Genomic DNA, 18,552 nt, shown 5'->3' with positions numbered 1-18,552 from the left:
CTTGTCCTACAAAAAATGGCAGCGATTCCTACTCCATTGCTTGTAAGGGTTTAGCATGGCTATCAGTGTTTTCGATCTATTCAAAGTCGGCATCGGCCCGTCCAGCTCCCACACCGTCGGCCCTATGCGCGCCGCCGCGACCTTCGCCCAGGCCCTGATCGACCAGCGTTTGCTGAATGATGTGCAGCGAGTGGAAATCCGCTTGTACGGCTCGCTTTCGGCCACCGGTGTCGGCCATGCCACAGACCGCGCGACGGTCATGGGCTTGATGGGCGAATGGCCGGACAGCATCGATCCGTCGACCATCGAACCGCGCATCCAGCAACTGCGCGAAACCGGCCAACTGTCTCTGGCCGGTGAACGTTCGATCGCCTTCAACTGGCAGCACGATCTCCTGCTGCTGGACGAGAGCCTGCCCTACCACCCGAACGCCATGTCGCTGACAGCCTTCGGTGCATCCGGGCAACTGTTCGAGCAAACGTACTACTCGGTCGGCGGCGGTTTCATCATCGAAGCGGCCGAAGCCGAATCCGGTGTAGTGCCGGCCGGCGACGTCGAGTTGCCATACGAATTCTCCAGCGCCGTCGAACTGCTGGCGCTGTGCAAGCAGCACAACCTGCGGGTTTCCGAACTGATGATGGCCAACGAACGGGCCTGGCGCAGCGACGCCGAAATCCGTCAGGGCCTGCTGCACATCTGGTCGGTAATGCGCGAATGCGTCGAGCAGGGCCTGCGTCACGAAGGCGTCCTGCCTGGCGGTCTGAATGTGCCGCGTCGTGCCGCGAAATTGCACCGCAGCCTGCTGGAAATCGGCAAGCCGAACGTGATCAGTTCGACCCTGTCGGCGATGGAGTGGGTCAACCTGTTCGCCCTCGCCGTCAACGAAGAGAACGCCGCCGGCGGGCGCATGGTCACCGCGCCGACCAACGGCGCCGCCGGGATCATCCCGGCCGTTCTGCACTACTACATGAAATTCAATCCGGACGCGTCCGACGATGACGTAGTCGCGTTCTTTCTGGGCGCGGCAGCGGTCGGCATCCTGTGCAAGAAAAACGCTTCGATCTCCGGCGCCGAAGTCGGCTGCCAGGGCGAAGTCGGCTCTGCCTGTGCGATGGCTGCTGCGGGGCTCGCCGATGTGCTCGGCGCCACCCCGGAACAACTGGAAAACGCCGCCGAAATCGGCCTCGAACACAACCTCGGCCTGACCTGCGACCCGGTCGGCGGGCTCGTGCAGGTGCCATGCATCGAGCGCAACGCCATCGCTGCGGTGAAGGCGATCAACGCCACGCAAATGGCCCTGCGCGGCGACGGCAAACACTTCATTTCCCTCGACCGGGTGATCCGCACCATGCGCGATACCGGCGCCGACATGCATGACAAATACAAAGAGACTTCACGGGGCGGCCTGGCCGTGAGCTGGGTGGAGTGCTGAGGAGCGCTCCCTGACCGCCCGTAACACGTGAGCCCGAGCAAGAATAATAACGAGGCAAAAACGATGACCGATGTACGCACACCTGCTGCCGAAAATCCCGCTGTAGACCGCACATGCAACAACGAAATCGCCCACAAGGGCTGGAGCAAATTCGACACCACCTGGATGCTCGGCCTGTACGGCACGGCCATCGGTGCCGGCACCTTGTTCCTGCCGATCAACGCCGGTGTCGGCGGCTTCTGGCCGTTGCTGATCCTGGCGGTGCTGGCATTCCCGATGACCTTCTTCGCGCACCGGGGCCTGACCCGCTTCGTGCTGTCGGGCCGCTCCGGTGACATCACCGAAGTGGTGGAAGAACACTTCGGCATCGGCGCCGGCAAGCTGATCACGCTGCTGTATTTCTTTGCGATTTTCCCGATCCTGCTGGTGTACAGCGTGGCGCTGACCAACACCCTGGGCAGCTTCCTTGAACATCAATTGCACATCGCCCCGCCGCCGCGCGCGGTGCTGTCGCTGGCGCTGATCCTCGGTCTGATGGCCATCGTCCGTTGCGGTCAGAGCGTGATCGTCAAAGCCATGAGCGTGCTGGTCTATCCGTTCGTCGCCGCGTTGCTGTTGCTCGGCATCAGCCTGATTCCGAACTGGAACGGTGCATTCTTCGCCAGCGCCCGGGAACCGATGGAAATGTCGGTGTTCCTCAAGACCCTGTGGCTGGCGATCCCGGTGATGGTGTTCTCGTTCAACCATTCGCCGATCATTTCCGCCTTCGCCGTCGACCAGAAACAGCGCTATGGCGATCAGGCCGAGCGCAAAAGCAGCGGCATTCTCGCCATGGCTCACGGCATGATGGTTGTCACGGTGATGTTCTTTTGCTTCAGCTGCGTGCTGGCGCTGTCGCCGGCGGATCTGGCAGCGGCCAAGGCGCAAAACATCTCGATCCTGTCGTACCTGGCCAACCACTTCCAGACCCCGGTCATCGCTTACGCTGCGCCGCTGATCGCGCTGGTGGCGATCACCAAATCCTTCCTCGGCCACTACATCGGCGCCAGCGAAGGCTTCCAGGGCATGATCGTCAAAAGTCTGCGCAGCCGTGGCCGGGTGATGTCGGCGAGCTGGCTGAACCGTGCAACCGCGCTGTTCATGATCCTCAGTTGCTGGGCCGTGGCGACCTTCAACCCGAGCATCCTCGGCATGATCGAAACCCTCGGCGGCCCGGTGATTGCCTGCCTGTTGTTCCTGATGCCGATGTACGCCATCCGCCGCGTGCCAGCCTTGCGCCAGTATTCGGGCCAGGCGTCCAACGTGTTCGTGGTGCTGATCGGTCTGATTGCACTGTCAGCGATCATCTACTCGGTTCTGCCCTGAAACGGGCCGCAAACGAAGAAGGCGAGCCATAGGCTCGCCTTCTTTTTGACCGGTTTCATTGTTCGACAATATTCCCGGCATGTCCCTTGCTACATCGCTGAAGGAGACGGGACCACGGAAGGGCCGATGGTCAGGTTTGGCGAACCAACCCGATCAAGGCCGGTCAACAACTGCACGTTCAATCAGGCGGTGACGCATCATGGACAATCCTTTTCAGATCATTACCGATGCCTTCGCGCCGGACTATCAGATCAACCTGAGCATTCAGGGGCTCGACGGCAGCATCATGCTGACCCTTTCCAACGGCGGCCGGATCGTCGCCAAACGGATGATCAGCGCCGAACAGCGCAACGACCCCAAGCGCCTCAAGCGCCTGGTGCAAAGCATTCAGTTCGGCATCGCCATCGAGCAGGGCCATAGCGCCATGGCGATCCTCGACGCCATGACCCGCGGCGACGGAATCACTCCGCCACCGCGTCAGGCCAGACATCAGCCCCGGCCAGCTGCCGGCCTCTAGAGTTCGCCCTTCTCCACTTCCGGATGTTCACTGGAACCCGTGCCGATCTTGCGGTGCGGGTTCTCGATTTTCACCGAAGGGAATTGCGATGAGGCGTAACGCACCACCAGGATCGAAAACGCCAGCAGCAGAATCCCGCCGCACAGGTAGATGATGCCCATGTCTGGCGGATTGTGGTGGGAGACGTTGGAGATCAGCAGGCGCGTCAGCGCCGTGATTGCCACGTAAATCAGGAATCGCACCGGCATGTGGTTGGTCTTGAAATAAATCCCGACCATCGCCCCCAGTTCCAGATAGATGAACAGCAACAGAATGTCATCGATCTTGATGTGCCCTTCCTCGAGCATCCCGAGAAATTCCATCACCGCCGCCCACGCGGTCACCGCACCAATGGCGAACAGCGCCAGGTAGTGGAAAGTCTCGACGAACAGGTTGCCCAGGGACTCGGCCAGTTGATGCACGTTTTGCCGCAGTTTCTCGGCCCAGTTGATTTTCACGATGAAGGTTCCTTAGCCCGGTTCGAGCGGATGTTGCGTGCTGGACGTGACGGTTATTGCGCACGTACGCAGATGCATGCAGAAAAGAGGCCACGCCATGATGGCGAGGTGACGCAAAACCCGCGCCGTGGCGTTTGGTCGCACCTGCGCGCAGGCGCAGGGCTGACAAAATCCGAATCCGGTCTACATTGAAAAGCCACTACCCAAAGCGCAGGGATTCGCTTATCCTTTTCGCTGTATATAGATACAGTAGTCGCAAAGACAACTTAATGTGAAGGCATGTGAGGTGGTGAATGGCCGTCGAAGTGGTATACCGCAGCAGCCGAGATCTGGAGCGCTTGTTCATGGATAAAGCCGAAGCTGACCGTCATGACAAAATGCTCGAACTGGCCGAACTGTTGGCCGAAGTGCTGGAAAAAGCCGTTCCTTCGTTGAGCGAGCAGCAAGTGGAAGAAGTCGGGATCTTCATGGCGAAGAACCGCGATGTGTTCGCCCGGGCGTTCAAGAGCCAGCCTGACGCATTGTCGGAGCTGATCAACGCACCAGCGGCACCGGTTGTGGCAACCGAGCCTGCAGAGGTGGCTGAACCGGCAGAAGCGCCGGCCAAACCTGCCAAGGCGGCAAAGGCTGCGAAGTAATCGGCATCTGAATTGACGCCTTTGAATTGAATAGCCTCGGAATTGAATAGCCCCTGAGTTGAAAGACTCAGGGGCTTTTTCATGCCCGGACAAACCTCAGCGGTACAACACCTTTTCCGCCAGTTCGTCCGCCACCCGCGCCGGTGAACGTTTTTCCGCCTGGGCATGGGCAAACACTTCCGTCAGCCGCGAACTGATTTTCGACAGGTGCGCAGTGATGGTCGTCAGTTCTTCGCCCCGGTGCTTGAGGGAAACGTAGATCAGCCCGCCGGCATTGATCACGTAATCGGGTGCATACAGGATGCCGCGCCGTTCCAGTTGATCGGCGACGTCCAGATGCGTCAGCTGATTGTTGGCCGAGCCCGCCACCGCCGAGCAGCGCAACTGGGTGACCGTGTGGCTGTTAAGCACACCGCCAAGGCCGCACGGTGCGAGGATGTCGCACGGCGTGCTGAGCAATGCGTCGTTGGCAATCGGATGGGCGTTGAGCTGTTCCATCGCCAGTTGCACCTTGCCGTGGTCGATGTCGCTGACCAGCAGTTCGGCGCCCGCTGCGTGCAACTGCTCCGCGAGCGCAAACCCGACATTGCCCAACCCCTGAATTGCCACGCGCAAGCCTTCGAGATTGTCGCTCCCCAGCCGTGCCATGGCCGTGGCGCGAATCCCGGTGAACACGCCCATCGCGGCATGCGGCGCCGGGTCGCCGGCTGAAGTAGTGCTGGTGACATGCTGAGTCTGCTGGGCGATGCAATCCATGTCCGCCACCGAGGTGCCGCTGTCGATGGCGGTGATGTAGCGCCCGTCGAGCTGATCGATGCAACGGCCGAAGGCTTCAAACAATGCAGCGCGGTTTTCCACGTGGACCGGCCGCACGATCACGGCCACCCCGCCGCCCTGAGCAAGACCGGCCAGCGCGGCCTTGTAGCTCATGCCCTGGGCCAGGCGTATGGCGTCCTCGACCGCAGATTCGTCGTTCGGGTAGGCAAGATAACGACAACCGCCCAGGGCTGGCCCGAGGCGACTGTTATGGATGGCAATGACCGCCTTCAATCCGGACACCGGATCAACGCTAAGGTGCAGCGATTCCAGGCGAGTGCTTTGCATGAGAGCAAACATCGGCAGGCTCCCGAATCACTTCTGGTAGACGCCAGTATAGGCTTGCGCCCAAAAATTGCTGAAGCGCACGGGAATAAGGCCCGACAGCGACCAATACGTTGCGGCATAACCCGATGGCAGAGCAGCCCCGACACTGGACGAATGGCAAAGACGGGGCTAAAACGAGGCATGCTCCGGAGATTTTGATGAGTCCGCGCCAACGTTTCTTCGATTGTCTGCACCGTTCACCGCCCGCGCTGTTCGAAGCCGCGTTGTGGATGGCCGCCGAACACGACAAACAAGCCGATCCCGAAGCGCTGTTGCAGGAATTCAAGGAACTGCAGCAGCGAGTCAGTTATGGCTTGCCGTTGCTTCCGGTCAGCGAACTGGCGCAACCGTTGCTGCGGCGCATGACTGACCTCGGTTTTGCCCAGGATGATTTCGTACCGCTGCGTCCGCAGGCCGCGATGGTGCACAAAGTCATGCAGACCAAACGCGGCCAGCCGCTGGCGCTGGCACTGATCGCCCTGGAACTGGCCCGTGGTCTGGAGATCCCGCTGGTTGGCGTGAACTTCCCCGGGCACTTCCTGCTGAAAGTGCCCGGAGCCGATCACCTGCTCGATCCGTGCGGCGGACGGCGCCTGTATCCGAACGATTGCCGCGAACTGCTGCATCGCCAGTACGGCCATCAGATGAAACTCAACGCCGACCACCTGCTGACTGCCGAGCCGGTGCAGATGCTTCAGCGTCTGTCACGCAACCTGCGCCAGTTGCACCTGACCCACGACGATTTCATCGCGGCGCTGATTGATGCCGAGCGCGTGCTCGAACTGGGCAACGCCAGCGCCGCCGATTACCTGGCCCGGGCCAGTCTGTACCAGCGCCTCGATTGTCCGAACGCCGAGCGTTTCGATCTGGAGCACGCACTGTTGCTCAGTGACGACCCGATTCAGCGACTTCGCCTGACGGAACGGCTGGGGCATCTGCCACCCAACTCAGTCGTCCACTGATCCCTTGTGGGAGCGAGCTTGCTCGCGAATCAGGCGACGCGGTCGATCAGTCAAACCGCGTTATCGTTCTTCGCGAGCAAGCTCGCTCCCACAGGATCTTGCGCAACCTGCGAAGGCGAACGCACCTGAATGATCAGCAACGCCGCGATCACCGCCGGAATCGCGCAGAAGAAGAAAATCTGCTCCACCGGAATGTGCATCGCCAGCAACAGGCTGCCGAACAGCGGCCCGAGAATCGAGCCGAATCGCCCGACTCCCAATGCCCAGCCAGTGCCGGTGGCGCGAACCTGGGCCGGATAGAAATTGCTGGCGAACGCATTGAGCGTCAGTTGCCCGCCGATGATGCAGAACCCTGCGGCGAACACACAGGCCACCAGATAACGCGGGTTGTCGTGATTCAGGCCCAGCAGAATCGTGCACACCGCCGCGCCAGCCAGCACGCCGGACAACAGTCGCACCTTGCTTTTCAATCGATCGGCGAACCACGCCATGCAGATCGCGCCGAGCGTACCGGCGAACAGGAACATCGACGTCACCAGGTTCGCTTCGTTGAGTTTCAGGCCACTTTCCAGCAGCAGCGACGGCAGCCAACTGATCATGAAATACAGCAGGATCAGGCTTACGAAAAAGGTTGCCCAGATCAGCAAGGTCGGACGCGCATAACCGTTGCGGAACAATTCCACCACGGTCAGCTTGCTGCCCTGCTCGCGTTCGTTCTGCTCGACCGATGCGGCGGGCGGTTGCCACTCCGGCAGCATGCGTGCGGTGACCTTGCGCAGGCGCGCATAGGGCGGCGCGTCACGCAGCAGACGTGGCAAGGATTCCGGCAACATCCACCAGAGAAACGGGAACAGCAGCAACGGCGTGACACCACCGGCGAGGAACACCGCTTGCCAGCCGAAACGGTCGATGAAGCCGGCCGCCACAAAACCACCGGCCGCACCGCCGAACGAGAAGCCGCAAGCCGCCAGCGTCACCATCAGCGTACGCAGGCGCGGCGGTGAATATTCCGACATCAACGCCATGGCGCTGGGCATCGCGCCGCCCATGCCGATACCGCAGATGAAGCGCGCGATCATCAGGGTATTCAGGGAATCGGCGAACACCATCAGCACGGTGAGGCTGGCGTAGATCAGCACGCAGGCGAGCAGAATCCGTCGAACGCCGAAGCGGTCGGCCAGAGGCGTCACCGCGAGGGAGCCAAGCGTCAGACCCAGCAGGTTGGCGCTGAACACCGGGCCGAACGCGGACTTTTCCAGGCCCCAGTCCTGCGCCAGTGCCGGCACCACGTAACCGAGCACCTGGGCGTCATAGCCGTCGGTGACCAGCAGCAAGGCGAGAAGAATCAGGAGCAACCACTGAAAGCGGGACACAGGACGGGCGTCGAGTGCCGCCCGGAAGCTGGCAATCTGGTTGTGCATCGCAAGGTACCTGTTTTGTTTTTATGATTTTTTGGTCACAGCGCAGATCTATTGTGGGAGCGAGCTTGCTCGCGAAAGCGGTCAGTCAGGCGACATTGCTGGCGCTGACCCTCCCTCTTCGCGAGCAAGCTCGCTCCCACAGGGGTTACGGCGTGTCCGGCTGATTCGCCGGATGCGCCGCAATGAACGCCGGATGTTCAGCGGCCAACGCGGCGACCCGGCGAATCCGTGGATAGGCCTCCAGCGAAACGTTGAACCGCTCGGCCGCGTACAACTGCGCAATCAGGTAAACGTCAGCCACACACGGCCACTCGCCAAAACAGAAACCGCTGTCGCCGATCAATTGCTCCACCGTCGCCAGCCCCTGACTGATCCAGTGGCCGATCCACTCGTTGACCTGCGGCTCGTCATGCCCCAACCCGCGCAGGCGATTGAGCACGCTGACGTTGTGCAGCGGATGCACGTCGCAGCCGATCACCGCCGCCACACCGCGCACCTGGGCACGGGCAACGAGGTCCTCGGGGAGCAACGGCACCTGTGGATAACGCTCTTCCAGGTATTCGATGATTGCCGGCGACTGGATCAGCAACTTGCCTTCGTCAGTGCGCAGCGCCGGCACCCGGCCCTGGGGATTGATCGCCAGATACGCCGGTTGCCGATGCTCGCCGCCAGGCGCTGCGATCAGATTGACCGGCAGCGCCTGATAGTCGAGGCCCTTGAGTGCCAGCGCGATCCGCACCCGGTACGACGAGGTGGAGCGGTAATAGGTGTAAAGATCCATGACCCGCTCCTGTCAGCGTGCCGCCAGCACGGTGCCACGGCACTCGCCGAAACCGATCGAGGCAAAACCTTCGCGGGCGCAGCGAGCACGCAAGATGATTTCGTCGCCGTCTTCAAGGAATTTGCGCACTTCGCCGGACGCCAGCTCGATCGGTTTTTTGCCGCCCTCGGTGATTTCCAGCAGGCTGCCGAACTGACCGTTTTCAGGGCCGGACAAGGTGCCCGAACCGAACAGGTCACCGGCCTGCAACTGGCAACCGTTGACGCTGTGGTGCGCGACCATTTGCGCAACGGTCCAGTACATGTAGCGCGTGTTGCTCAGGGTCAGGCGATGGGCCGGCAGATTCTGCTCGCGCATTTTCTCGGTAAGCAGCAGCACTTCCAGCTCGATGTCGAAACCACCGCCCTCCTGATCGCGTTTGTCGAGCAGGTACGGCAGCGGCTGCGGATCACCTTGCGGACGCGCCGGTTGTGCGGTGCGGAATGGCGCCAGCGCTTCGGCAGTCACCACCCATGGCGAGACGCTGGTGATGAAGCTCTTGGACAGGAACGGGCCAAGCGGCTGGTATTCCCAGGCCTGAATGTCACGGGCCGACCAGTCGTTGAGCAGGCAGAAACCGGCAATGTGTTCAGCGGCATCGCCAATGGCAATCGGCTCGCCCATCTCGTTGCCCTGACCGATCCAGATTCCCAGCTCCAGCTCATAGTCCAGACGCGCGCACGGGCCGAAGGTCGGCTCGGTCGCACCGGCTGGCAGGGTCTGGCCTTTCGGGCGACGCACGTCGGCACCGGAGGCGCGTACGGTGGATGCACGACCGTGGTAGCCGATCGGCACGTGTTTGTAGTTCGGCAGCAGCGGGTTGTCCGGGCGGAACAGTTTGCCGACGTTCTGCGCGTGTTCGATGCCGACGTAGAAGTCGGTGTAGTCGCTGATGCGCGCCGGCAGGTGCAGCTGGCAATCGGCGGCCAGCGGCAGCAGTGTTGCGCCCTGGGCTTCAATGTTGCCGCGATGGGTGCTGCCTTCGCTGAACAGCTCCAGCAGACGTTCGCGCAATGCAACGCGGGCGTCGCGGCCGAGTTCGAAGAAGGCGTTCAACTGACCGCCGCGCATGGCTTCGACAGCACGGCGCGCGACGCCGTCGAACAGCCCGGCCTCCAGCGCTACTTGCAGATCGAAGATGTGTTCACCAATCGCCACGCCCGCGCGCGGCGCCGAGCCGTTGAGGCTGAACACACCCAGCGGCAGGTTCTGCAGCGGGAAATCGCTGTGGCCATTGGCGGAAGCGACCCAACTGCGGGTGATGGAATTCTGAGTCATGGATTATCTCCGGGTCGGGTCGAACGTGGCGGGCAGCGAAGCCCAGCAGGCGTCGTAAGTGGATTGCAGTTGCGGACAGTCGAGGGCGAAGCGGCTTGGGCGCAGCACCTGGCTGGTCTCGAACATGAAGGCCATGGTGTTGTCGATCTTGGCCGGTTTCAGGTCCGCATTGATCGCTTTAGTGCAGGTCTCGCCGTCCGGGCCGTGGGCGCTCATGCAGCTGTGCAGAGATGCGCCGCCGGGCACAAAACCTTCGGCCTTGGCGTCGTACTCGCCCTGGATCAGGCCCATGAATTCGTTCATCAGGTTGCGGTGGAACCACGGCGGACGGAAGGTGTTCTCGGCCACCATCCAGCGCGGCGGGAAGATCACAAAGTCGAGGTTGGCCAGGCCGTGGACGCTGGTCGGCGAGGTCAGCACGGTGAAGATCGACGGGTCCGGGTGATCGAAACTGACGGTGCCGATGGTGTTGAAGCGGCGCAGGTCATATTTGTAAGGCACGTTGTTGCCGTGCCAGGCGACCACGTTCAGCGGTGAGTGATTGAGTTCGGTGCCCCACAACTGACCGAGGAATTTCTGCACCAGGGTGGTCGGTTGTTGCAGGTTTTCGTAGGCGGCGACCGGGGTCAGGAAGTCCCGCGGATTGGCCAGACCGTTGCTGCCGATCGGTCCCAGATCCGGCAGGCGCAGCGGCGCGCCATGGTTCTCGGCGACGTAGCCGCGCGCTTGCGGATCGAGCAGTTCGACACGGAATTTCAAACCCCGTGGCAGCACGGCGATTTCCAGCGGCGCCACTTCCAGCACACCCAGTTCGGTGGCGATGCGCAGGCGACCCAGTTGCGGCACCAGCAGCAGCTCGCCGTCGGCGTTGAAGAAAACGCGTTCCATCGAACGGTTGGCGCAATAGTGATAGATGCTGATGCCGGCCGGTTTTTCGGCAGCGGTATTGGCCGCCATGCTCACCAGACCATCGATGAAATCGGTGGGTTCGGCCGGGATGTCCAGCGGGTTCCAGCGCAGGCGATTGGGGGTCACTTCACCCAACGGACCACCTGCCAGTTGCCGCTCCAGTTTGACGAAAGCCGGGTGATTGGCCGACGGCTGGATCCGGTACATCCATGTACGCCGCGCTTCGCTGCGGGTCATGGTGAACGCGGTGCCGGAGAACAGTTCGGTGTACAGACCGTAAGGGGCTTTTTGCGGAGAGTTCTGGCCGACGGGCAGCGCGCCGGGCAACGCTTCGGAGCTGAATTCGTTGCCGAAACCGGACTGGTAAGCCAGGGCTGAATCGAGGTTCATGGAGCCTCCTGAACAGGGAGTCGGCATGGCCGGACGCTCTGGATCGGAGGTCTTGGCACGCCGGGGTTATTTTTATCGTAATTCAATTACGCATAACGTAATTTGCTCGCTATCCAGCGTCAAGCTATAAAGACGCCCATTCGTTCCGGGACACGGCAGCACCATGGAAAAAACCAGCGACAGCAACGGCAAACAGAAAGTCCGCTCCGCCGAGGTCGGCACCGACATCCTCAAGGCCCTGGCCGAGTTGTCGCCGTCCACTTCGCTGTCGCGTCTGGCCGAACATGTGCAGATGCCGGCGAGCAAGGTTCATCGTTATCTGCAGGCATTGATCGCCAGCGGCTTCGCCGAGCAGAACACCGCCACCAACCATTACGGCCTGGGTCGTGAAGCGCTGCGCGTGGGCCTGGCGGCACTCAACAGTATGGACGTGCTGAAAGTCGCCGCCCTGCCCCTGGCCGAGCTGCGCGACGAACTCAACGAAACCTGTTTCCTGGCGGTATGGGGCAATCAGGGCGCGACCGTGGTGCACATCGAACCGGCGGTGCGCGCGGTAACCGTGGTGACGCAACTGGGCTCGGTGTTGCCGCTGCTCAGTTCATCCACTGGTCTGGTCTTCGGCGCGTACCTGCCGCATCGTGAAACCGATGAATTGCGCGAGCAGGAAATCGCCGTCGGCGGCCATCCGCTGGCGGACGAAAAAGCCTATGCGGCGTTGTGCGGACAGATTCGCGAACGCGGTCTGCATCATGTCCACGGCTTGCTGATGCCTGGCGTCGATGCTCTCTCGGCACCGGTGTTCAACGCCCTCGGGCAGGTCGCGGCGGTATTGACCATCGTCGGCCCGACCTCGTTGTTCCACGCCGACGAAAACGGCCCGGCGGCGCAGCGGTTGCTGGCGGCGACGCGGGCCGTGAGTTGGCGGATGGGGTATCAGCCAGCTTGAAAGATTGAATGATCAGCCGACGATATGGGTCTTGCTGTCCGCAATCACATGGGGAGAAACCGCTGCGGTGATGTAACCGATCCCGACCGGCACGCCGGTCGCGGTCGATACGATGTCCGCGATATCCTTGACCCGTGTCAACGCGCCCACCGCCGAAACCGATCCGCCAACACCGGCGATCACGCCGACGTACAAGAGGATGGAGCTTCTCCAGGCCGAGGCCAGATGGTTCCTGCCTGCGTCGTCATCCCCCAGGCTGTAGGCAACGATGCCCTGAACGATCGACCTTGTGATCCGTACGATACTGGCGACCAGTCCCACCGGCGGTACAAACAGCGAGACGATATCCACCGCCAGCTCCGTGACCACCAGCACCGTGTTCCAGAAACGCTCGGCAGGCGTGGTCGTTTGATGATCGACATCGCTGAGCACCCGCGAAACCATGCTGTCGAACTCGAACTTGAAATGAGTCACGGCGTAACTGTTGATCAATGCAGGTGCAGGGAGGGGGTTTGCAGCTTTCTGACAACGAATGACGAAATTCTGCACGACAGCTCGGTGCTCCAGCCTTGCCAGTGCAATGACGTGATTGCCCAGGCTGCCGCCCTTGAGTCCCAGTGTCAGCGACGCGAGCGGACGAAAGCTCAAACCGTCCGGTGCCTTGGGAATGTAGACCAGCAGTTGCAACTTCCCCGCCACACGGCGTCCGAACGTGTAGGCACCCTCGATGCGTCGCCCCTCAAGGGTCAGCGTATAAATACCTTCCTGCGGGGTGGTTCCGGGTTTGAACGGTTCCAGCTCATGAGGGCGGTCATGATCCAGCCCCTCGACCAGTCCCGCCAACCAATTGAATTGCTCGGAGGACAGGGAGCCCTGCATCTTTTGGGTCACTGCAGCCTTGAGCATTTCGTTTTGCTTGACCTTGCAGAAGAGCTTCGCCTTCAGGCTCTGCTTCGGGGAATTGGCGAAATGGTCAACCAGATGCCACTCATACGCCATGGCCGGTTTCAGGCTGATCAAGGCCCTCACAACGCTCGCATTCAGATTTCCCAGCGAAGCACCATTTCTGGAGGCAAATGCCACCTGACCATCGCTCGGCCAGAGTTGCCATTGAATGAACAGTTGAGTAAGCGTCATCCACTCCTGCCCACGCACCTTGACGTTCACTTGATCAGGATCGATCAATGGGTGTTTCGGGTCAGCCCCTCGCAGATGACGGTTCAGCCTTTCCATCACCAGGTCTCGCGAAAACGACACCATTGTGGGGATATTCAGCTCATCTTTTGACACTTCGTAGATCGCCTTGAACTCCGTATTCAGCCGGGTGAGCAGCTCACGATCCTGCGCCGCCGCGTTCCGGTACCAGACGGGGGTAGCCACTTTTTCCTCAGCGACTTCCCAGTCGATGATCCCGTGGATGGCCCCCATCAGCGGGCCATCATCCAGCCCTTGAGTCCATTGCACCAGTGTCACGTCCCCCCACCACCATGGCTGGAATACCGGGCCCGGTTCGCTGAAGGAAAGGTAGTCCTTCTCGAATTCCGCACGATTTTCGCTGAATGCCTGACCGGTCAGGAAGTCACGGTCACGCGGCTCGAATCCCCAGGCAATGAACTGTCGCTTCAATGCCGTCAGATCGGTGAACTCGAACCACTGCTGCCCTGTCGGTGCGCCGGGTGCATAAAGGACATGCCTTGAGTGATCAGGCGCCGCGCCTTTCGCGCGAAACGCAAGCATGTCCCTGAACGGTTTGTAGTAAGGCCGGAAAGCAACTCCCGTTGCCTCCATTTCCGGTTTCCCGAGCAGATACCGCTGCACCATATCCTGGGCCTGCGGGCTGATGTGTTTTTGCAGGATCGCGGCGAAGTTACTGACGGCAATCTGCTGTGCCAGCACTTTACACATGGCTTCTCTGACCGACGCCCGTCCAAAGCGGTCATTGCGTTCATTGGCGTATTGCACCCGCAGATCAAGCTGGCGGATGGTGCGTTCGATATTGGACGCGGTCAGTCGCGGGTTGTTGTGAAACGCCTCGAACTTGATCGAGTACGCAGCCCCCTTGTCATGCACGCCGTACATGAACAGCTGGGTCAGGGTTTTACGCTCGATATGCTCGATACGCCGGCTGCCCATCGGCAGCGAATGTTGCACCGTCACCCAGACCGTATCAGGATCCACACGTTGGGTATCGTCTGCGGAAATATGAGTTTCGACGACACCGCGCACATATTCCTGGAATGAAGACACCCCGCCCATCGACTCATGCAATGCCACCTGACTTCTCAACAATCCGTTTTCCATCGAGGCGAAAACTTCCTGATGGGCGGCGGGAGCGTCCTTGAGCCATTGCGGCCGATTTTTCTTGTTCATCAGGATCAGGAGGTGGGCAATGCGTCCCTTTGCGGTATCGCTCACTGTCTGCTGACGATGCACCGATTCGATGGACTGAATGACGGCCTGCAGATCCGCGCCGTTTTTTTCCAGTTGGCGAAGATGCCAGGTCACGTCTCTCTGCTGCTGTTCTAGCAACCCGGCCGTGAGGGTGTGGAAGAGTTCTCCCTGAATGTTCAGGTAACGGATGTCCGGAACCTGCCTGACCTGAGCGGCGTCTTCCAGGGCAATGCCCTTGAGCAGTTGCAGCCGGCTGTCCGGGTTGCTCAGGCGCTGCTCCAGAACACGCTGCATCATGGCCGATGTGCGGAATGTTTCCAGGCCGTTCACGTGAGTGAAAAGAACGACCCATTCGTTCTCGCCCGGTATCAGTTCAGAGACCGAGCGGCCAGAGAGGTAAGTGACAAAGCAACCGGCCAGCGTCGCGAATCGGCCGTTTTCCAGTTGCAGAGAAACACTGTAGGCCGGCGTCATGGATGCGCCCCTTATGAAGACGGCAAAACTTTCCTCTACTTCCGGTAGCACACCTTGCAACTGCACTGTCGCACTCAATTCCTGCCAGAACAGCGCGGCATAGGCATCCTGTAGTTGACGGCTGCGCGACGGCAGCTTGCGCCCCTTGTCATCCTTGCCCGAAGATGCGGCCCAATATTGCGCCAGCAAGGGCGAGTATTTTTGTGCCAGCGAGCCCAACACATTGGCGATCACCGAGCCGACGGCAGCCACATCCAGACCCTGGATTCGATCCTCGTCATCCGTGGAGTCAGGCCAGTCGTAGACGCCGTATTGGCTGGCGTCATACACGGGTGCCCGGCCCCGCGCCAGGCACTGCATGAATACGTCCATGACCAGCCCGGTCGGTTGCGGATTGACGATTTCCCGACTTCGGGCAGTGACGTAAGTCTTGCTGATGTAAATATCCGGCAGCAATTTCTGAAGTTCGTTTAACACTAGCTCCTGCAAATACGACTTGAACGAAGGCAACCCTCCCAGCATACGTTCAAACTCTACAAAACCCTGATCAACTTTACCCAGACTTGTTTCAATCGAAATCTTTTCCATGGCACTCATAAACAAACTCCGGCAATACACATTCTACCAGGCAATACAACATCACCCGAAACGTGTAATTAACTTAGCTTGAGAAGCACCCACACAGACACCCACCACACTTTACAAAGTATTGAAAACTCCGGTCGCCAACCTGATCTACAATTTCATTAACTGACAATTAGCTGACAACTAACTGACAATTAACTGCACAACCCCAGCATTCTTGCCCGCGCCACGGCATGCGTCCGACGTTCCACGCCCAACTTGGCGTGAATTCTTCTGACATGAGTTTTAACCGTATGCAATGAGATGAACAACTTGTCCGCTATTTGTTGATTGGAGTTTCCCGAAGCAATCAATTCCAGGACCTGAGACTCTCGCAAACTCAATGAATTTTCATCGCCACTTTTATCTGAAAGTTTCTTTTGCTGTACCAAATCAACCCAGGCATCCGGCACTTGCTCTTCAAACTTCAACAATAATCGTGACAACTTGAAATGGCTTGCCAATGCCCGGCCTCTTTCAAAGTAAAGCCGGGCAGATTCGCCTTCATCGAGCAACGAGGCCACCTCCCCCATCGCCAGCAACAGTTCGGCTTCAAGAAGGATCATCCGACGGGATCTGGCCTGTTCGAACAGTCGCTGCAAACGTGCCATTGGTTGAGGTGCCTGATGCAACCGGGTCTCGGCCAGAATCAGCAAACACTCGATGCGCGGGACAAGCTCCAGCGTCGCCGGCGGTGCCTGCCGTGCGTTGGGGCCACGAAAGTGCCGAATTACCCGAGTCAAGGCCTCCCGGGCCAGTTCTGGCCGCCCCTGTTGCAGCCAGAATTCGCTGCTGACCTGCAACAGGATGCTGCGATAGACCGTGTCCGGAATCTGCCGCTGCTGCATCAACCGTTCCGCATCGCGCAGACGCATGAAGGCTTGTGGGAAATCCCTCTGATCGGCAGCCAGTTGAGCCAGCCCCAGAAAGCCGTAAAGCACACGCTTGTCAAAGCTGCGCAGACAGTCGTCGAGCCCCTGTTGAAAGAACTCGGCTGCCCGTTCCTGCTGTCCCAGGCTTAGCGCCAGTCGCCCGCGTCGCAGGGCGATACGGCCCAGCAGCGGCGTCGGCCGCTCAATGGACAATCCGAGCATTTCGCAGAGATTGGCCAGCAGCTCTTCGGCCCGGGCGGCCCCACCACGCTGTTCGAGCACCTGGGCATGATCAAGCTCCAGCAACGCCTCGAACAGCAATGAACCTTCAGCCCGGGCCAGGCAAAGTGCTTCACGATTGATCGAATGCGCCAGCTCCAGATCGCCACACAGCAGCGCCTGCTGTGTACGTCCCGACAGGCACAGCAGGCGCGCTGTCCAGGCCTTCGGCGACAGATCGCTCAAGGCTTGTTCAAAGTGATCACGCGCCTCTTCCATCCGTCCTTGCAGGTGCAACAGCCAGCCTTGCTGAGCCTGCCAGCGGGCAATCAATTGCCGTTGCTGGCCAGCCGACGGTGGCGGCAAAAAACGCGACAGCTGCCCGATGCAATCCGCCGCCTGGACAAAACGACCGGCGAACAACAATGCAGCCGTGATCAACCCGACCAGTTGCGCCGAACCCAGCAACAGTTCCTCGCCGCGCTGTTCATATAGACGCAGCAACAGCACGACCGTCTGTTCCTCGAACAGATGCTCGAAACTGAAATGCTGTAACAGACTCACAGCGACCTCGTACTCCTCGGCCAGCAGCGCCTGCTCGAAAGCACATTTCCAATGTTGCCCGGCAGCAAACCACTGACAGGCCCGGCGATGCCAGGAACGCCCGGCAGGCCACGGTTCGTCACGCATCAGGCGTGACAGTGGCGCACACACCTGCAACCAGTCCGGAGATCCTCGCCAGGGTTCGATAAAACATCCCAGCGTCTGCAGGTTGCGCATCCATTGCGCCCCGTCTCCGGCACCAAACAGGTGATCGCAAAGGCTGGCATTGAAACGCGGCAAATGCGCCAGCACCCGCCAGGCTTCGGCCAGTTCCGGGCTCAGGCCGCTGAACAGTTCGTGTTGCAGGTAGTCCAGCAAGGTATCCATGCGCTGCTGGGGCAAGGTCTTTTGCGACCAGTCGCATTTTTGCATCATCAGCATCCGTACTCCGGCACACCAGCCACCGCTGCGCTGATGAATACGAGCCGCCACGCTGTCGGCCTGGTCTGGCGGCAAGTGGCGCAGTAGTTGTGCGATTTCGTCCCGGGTCAGCGCCAGCATCGCCCCTTCACATTCGTACAGGGCATCATCGAGCAGCAGACGCGGCCAGTTGCAGGGTGGCCGCCGCCGCGTACCGATCCACCATGTCACGGCCGGACTGCTGATCGCCAGCATCCGGTCGAGCAATGCGTCCAGCGCCGGCTGAGGATTGCGGCAGTAATCGTCGATCAACACCCAGGTTTCCGAGGACCTTCGCGCCAGTTCATAAAGCAACGAAGCCTCGTCCGAGGCCGTCAGTCCCATCGCACGTGCAAGCCGTTCGCAAAATTCGCCGACACCCAAGGCAGCCCCTGCCAGCGGCAACCAGCAGACGGTGCAATTGACCGGCGCTTGCAGCAGGCACTCGGTGAGTAGCGCGGTTTTACCGCTGCCGGCCGGCGCACAGATCAGTTTGACCCGGGCCGTCGAATCGAAGAGTGCCTCGCAAAGGCGCGGGCGCGGCAGATGATGGGGAGACAGTCTCGGGAGAAAATCCGGTCGGTCCAAACTGGGTGTCATGGCGGTCATCGGGTGCGCCTTCTTATCGTTGTACGCTCACCCTAGACCTCTC

General features: G+C 60.4%; 13 protein-coding genes and 1 pseudogene. 6 read left to right on the top strand and 8 right to left on the bottom strand.

The window, feature by feature from the left end; genetic code table 11:
• The first annotated feature begins 55 nt into the window (after positions 1-55).
• The 3 genes from CAF79_RS15625 to CAF79_RS15615 all read left to right on the top strand — a co-directional run bounded on the left by CAF79_RS15625 (position 56) and on the right by CAF79_RS15615 (position 3,314).
• Positions 56-1,432, top strand: coding sequence for an L-serine ammonia-lyase (locus tag CAF79_RS15625; RefSeq protein WP_085698512.1), 1,377 nt, complete (start codon positions 56-58; stop codon positions 1,430-1,432).
• 63 nt (positions 1,433-1,495) lie between these two features.
• Entirely contained in the window at positions 1,496-2,797 is a 1,302-nt protein-coding gene (locus CAF79_RS15620; RefSeq protein WP_085698511.1) for an HAAAP family serine/threonine permease, read from the top strand.
• A 199-nt stretch (positions 2,798-2,996) separates the two neighbouring features.
• Positions 2,997-3,314, top strand: a complete 318-nt coding sequence (locus CAF79_RS15615; protein WP_085698510.1) for a DUF3509 domain-containing protein — start codon at positions 2,997-2,999, stop codon at positions 3,312-3,314.
• Here the strand turns inward: CAF79_RS15615 and CAF79_RS15610 are convergent.
• Entirely contained in the window at positions 3,311-3,811 is a 501-nt protein-coding gene (locus CAF79_RS15610) for a phosphate-starvation-inducible protein PsiE (RefSeq protein ID WP_007957255.1), read from the bottom strand. The two genes, CAF79_RS15615 and CAF79_RS15610, sit on opposite strands and share 4 nt — an antisense overlap.
• A gap of 293 nt (positions 3,812-4,104) precedes the next feature.
• On the opposite strand from CAF79_RS15610, the pseudogene CAF79_RS15605 reads away from it, so the two are divergent.
• A pseudogene (locus tag CAF79_RS15605) lies at positions 4,105-4,362 on the top strand (YebG family protein); the annotation flags it as partial.
• A 183-nt stretch (positions 4,363-4,545) separates the two neighbouring features.
• Here CAF79_RS15605 and CAF79_RS15600 read toward each other — a convergent pair.
• Positions 4,546-5,565 carry a Glu/Leu/Phe/Val dehydrogenase dimerization domain-containing protein gene (locus tag CAF79_RS15600; RefSeq protein ID WP_085698509.1) on the bottom strand — a complete coding sequence of 340 codons (1,020 nt, stop codon included), beginning with the start codon at positions 5,563-5,565 and terminating at the stop codon, positions 4,546-4,548.
• Between the two features lie 185 nt (positions 5,566-5,750).
• Here CAF79_RS15600 and CAF79_RS15595 point away from each other — a divergent pair, with 185 nt between their 5' ends.
• Positions 5,751-6,554, top strand: coding sequence for a SirB1 family protein (locus CAF79_RS15595; RefSeq protein ID WP_007957252.1), 804 nt, complete (start codon positions 5,751-5,753; stop codon positions 6,552-6,554).
• Between the two features lie 50 nt (positions 6,555-6,604).
• On the opposite strand, the gene CAF79_RS15590 is transcribed toward CAF79_RS15595, so the two are convergent.
• The 4 genes from CAF79_RS15590 to hmgA all read right to left on the bottom strand — a co-directional run bounded on the left by CAF79_RS15590 (position 6,605) and on the right by hmgA (position 11,372).
• Positions 6,605-7,975 (bottom strand): aromatic acid/H+ symport family MFS transporter, encoded by a 1,371-nt coding sequence (locus tag CAF79_RS15590; RefSeq protein ID WP_085698508.1) that lies wholly within the window; start codon positions 7,973-7,975, stop codon positions 6,605-6,607.
• 145 nt (positions 7,976-8,120) lie between these two features.
• Positions 8,121-8,756 carry a maleylacetoacetate isomerase gene (maiA, locus tag CAF79_RS15585; RefSeq protein ID WP_085698507.1) on the bottom strand — a complete coding sequence of 212 codons (636 nt, stop codon included), beginning with the start codon at positions 8,754-8,756 and terminating at the stop codon, positions 8,121-8,123.
• 12 nt (positions 8,757-8,768) lie between these two features.
• Positions 8,769-10,073, bottom strand: a complete 1,305-nt coding sequence (gene fahA, locus CAF79_RS15580) for a fumarylacetoacetase (protein WP_085698506.1) — start codon at positions 10,071-10,073, stop codon at positions 8,769-8,771.
• A 3-nt stretch (positions 10,074-10,076) separates the two neighbouring features.
• Positions 10,077-11,372: a homogentisate 1,2-dioxygenase gene (gene hmgA, locus CAF79_RS15575; RefSeq protein ID WP_085698505.1), complete on the bottom strand. Its 1,296-nt coding sequence runs from the start codon at positions 11,370-11,372 to the stop codon at positions 10,077-10,079.
• A 163-nt stretch (positions 11,373-11,535) separates the two neighbouring features.
• Between hmgA and CAF79_RS15570 the strand changes: the two genes are divergently transcribed.
• On the top strand, positions 11,536-12,318 hold the full coding sequence (locus tag CAF79_RS15570) for an IclR family transcriptional regulator (protein WP_085698504.1): 783 nt from the start codon (positions 11,536-11,538) through the stop codon (positions 12,316-12,318).
• A 12-nt stretch (positions 12,319-12,330) separates the two neighbouring features.
• Here CAF79_RS15570 and CAF79_RS15565 read toward each other — a convergent pair whose 3' ends face one another.
• Together CAF79_RS15565 and CAF79_RS15560 are read right to left on the bottom strand one after the other, a co-directional pair.
• Positions 12,331-15,780, bottom strand: coding sequence for a dermonecrotic toxin domain-containing protein (locus CAF79_RS15565; RefSeq protein WP_085698503.1), 3,450 nt, complete (start codon positions 15,778-15,780; stop codon positions 12,331-12,333).
• Positions 15,781-15,962: 182 nt separating this feature from the next.
• Complete coding sequence (locus tag CAF79_RS15560; RefSeq protein ID WP_085698502.1) at positions 15,963-18,509, bottom strand: LuxR C-terminal-related transcriptional regulator; 2,547 nt, start codon at positions 18,507-18,509, stop codon at positions 15,963-15,965.
• Positions 18,510-18,552 lie beyond the last annotated feature (43 nt).

This window comes from Pseudomonas sp. B26(2017), assembly GCF_002113045.1.
Lineage (GTDB): Bacteria > Pseudomonadota > Gammaproteobacteria > Pseudomonadales > Pseudomonadaceae > Aquipseudomonas.
Note: the sequence above shows the minus strand (reverse complement) of the source record. Positions and strands in the feature narration are given on the sequence as shown.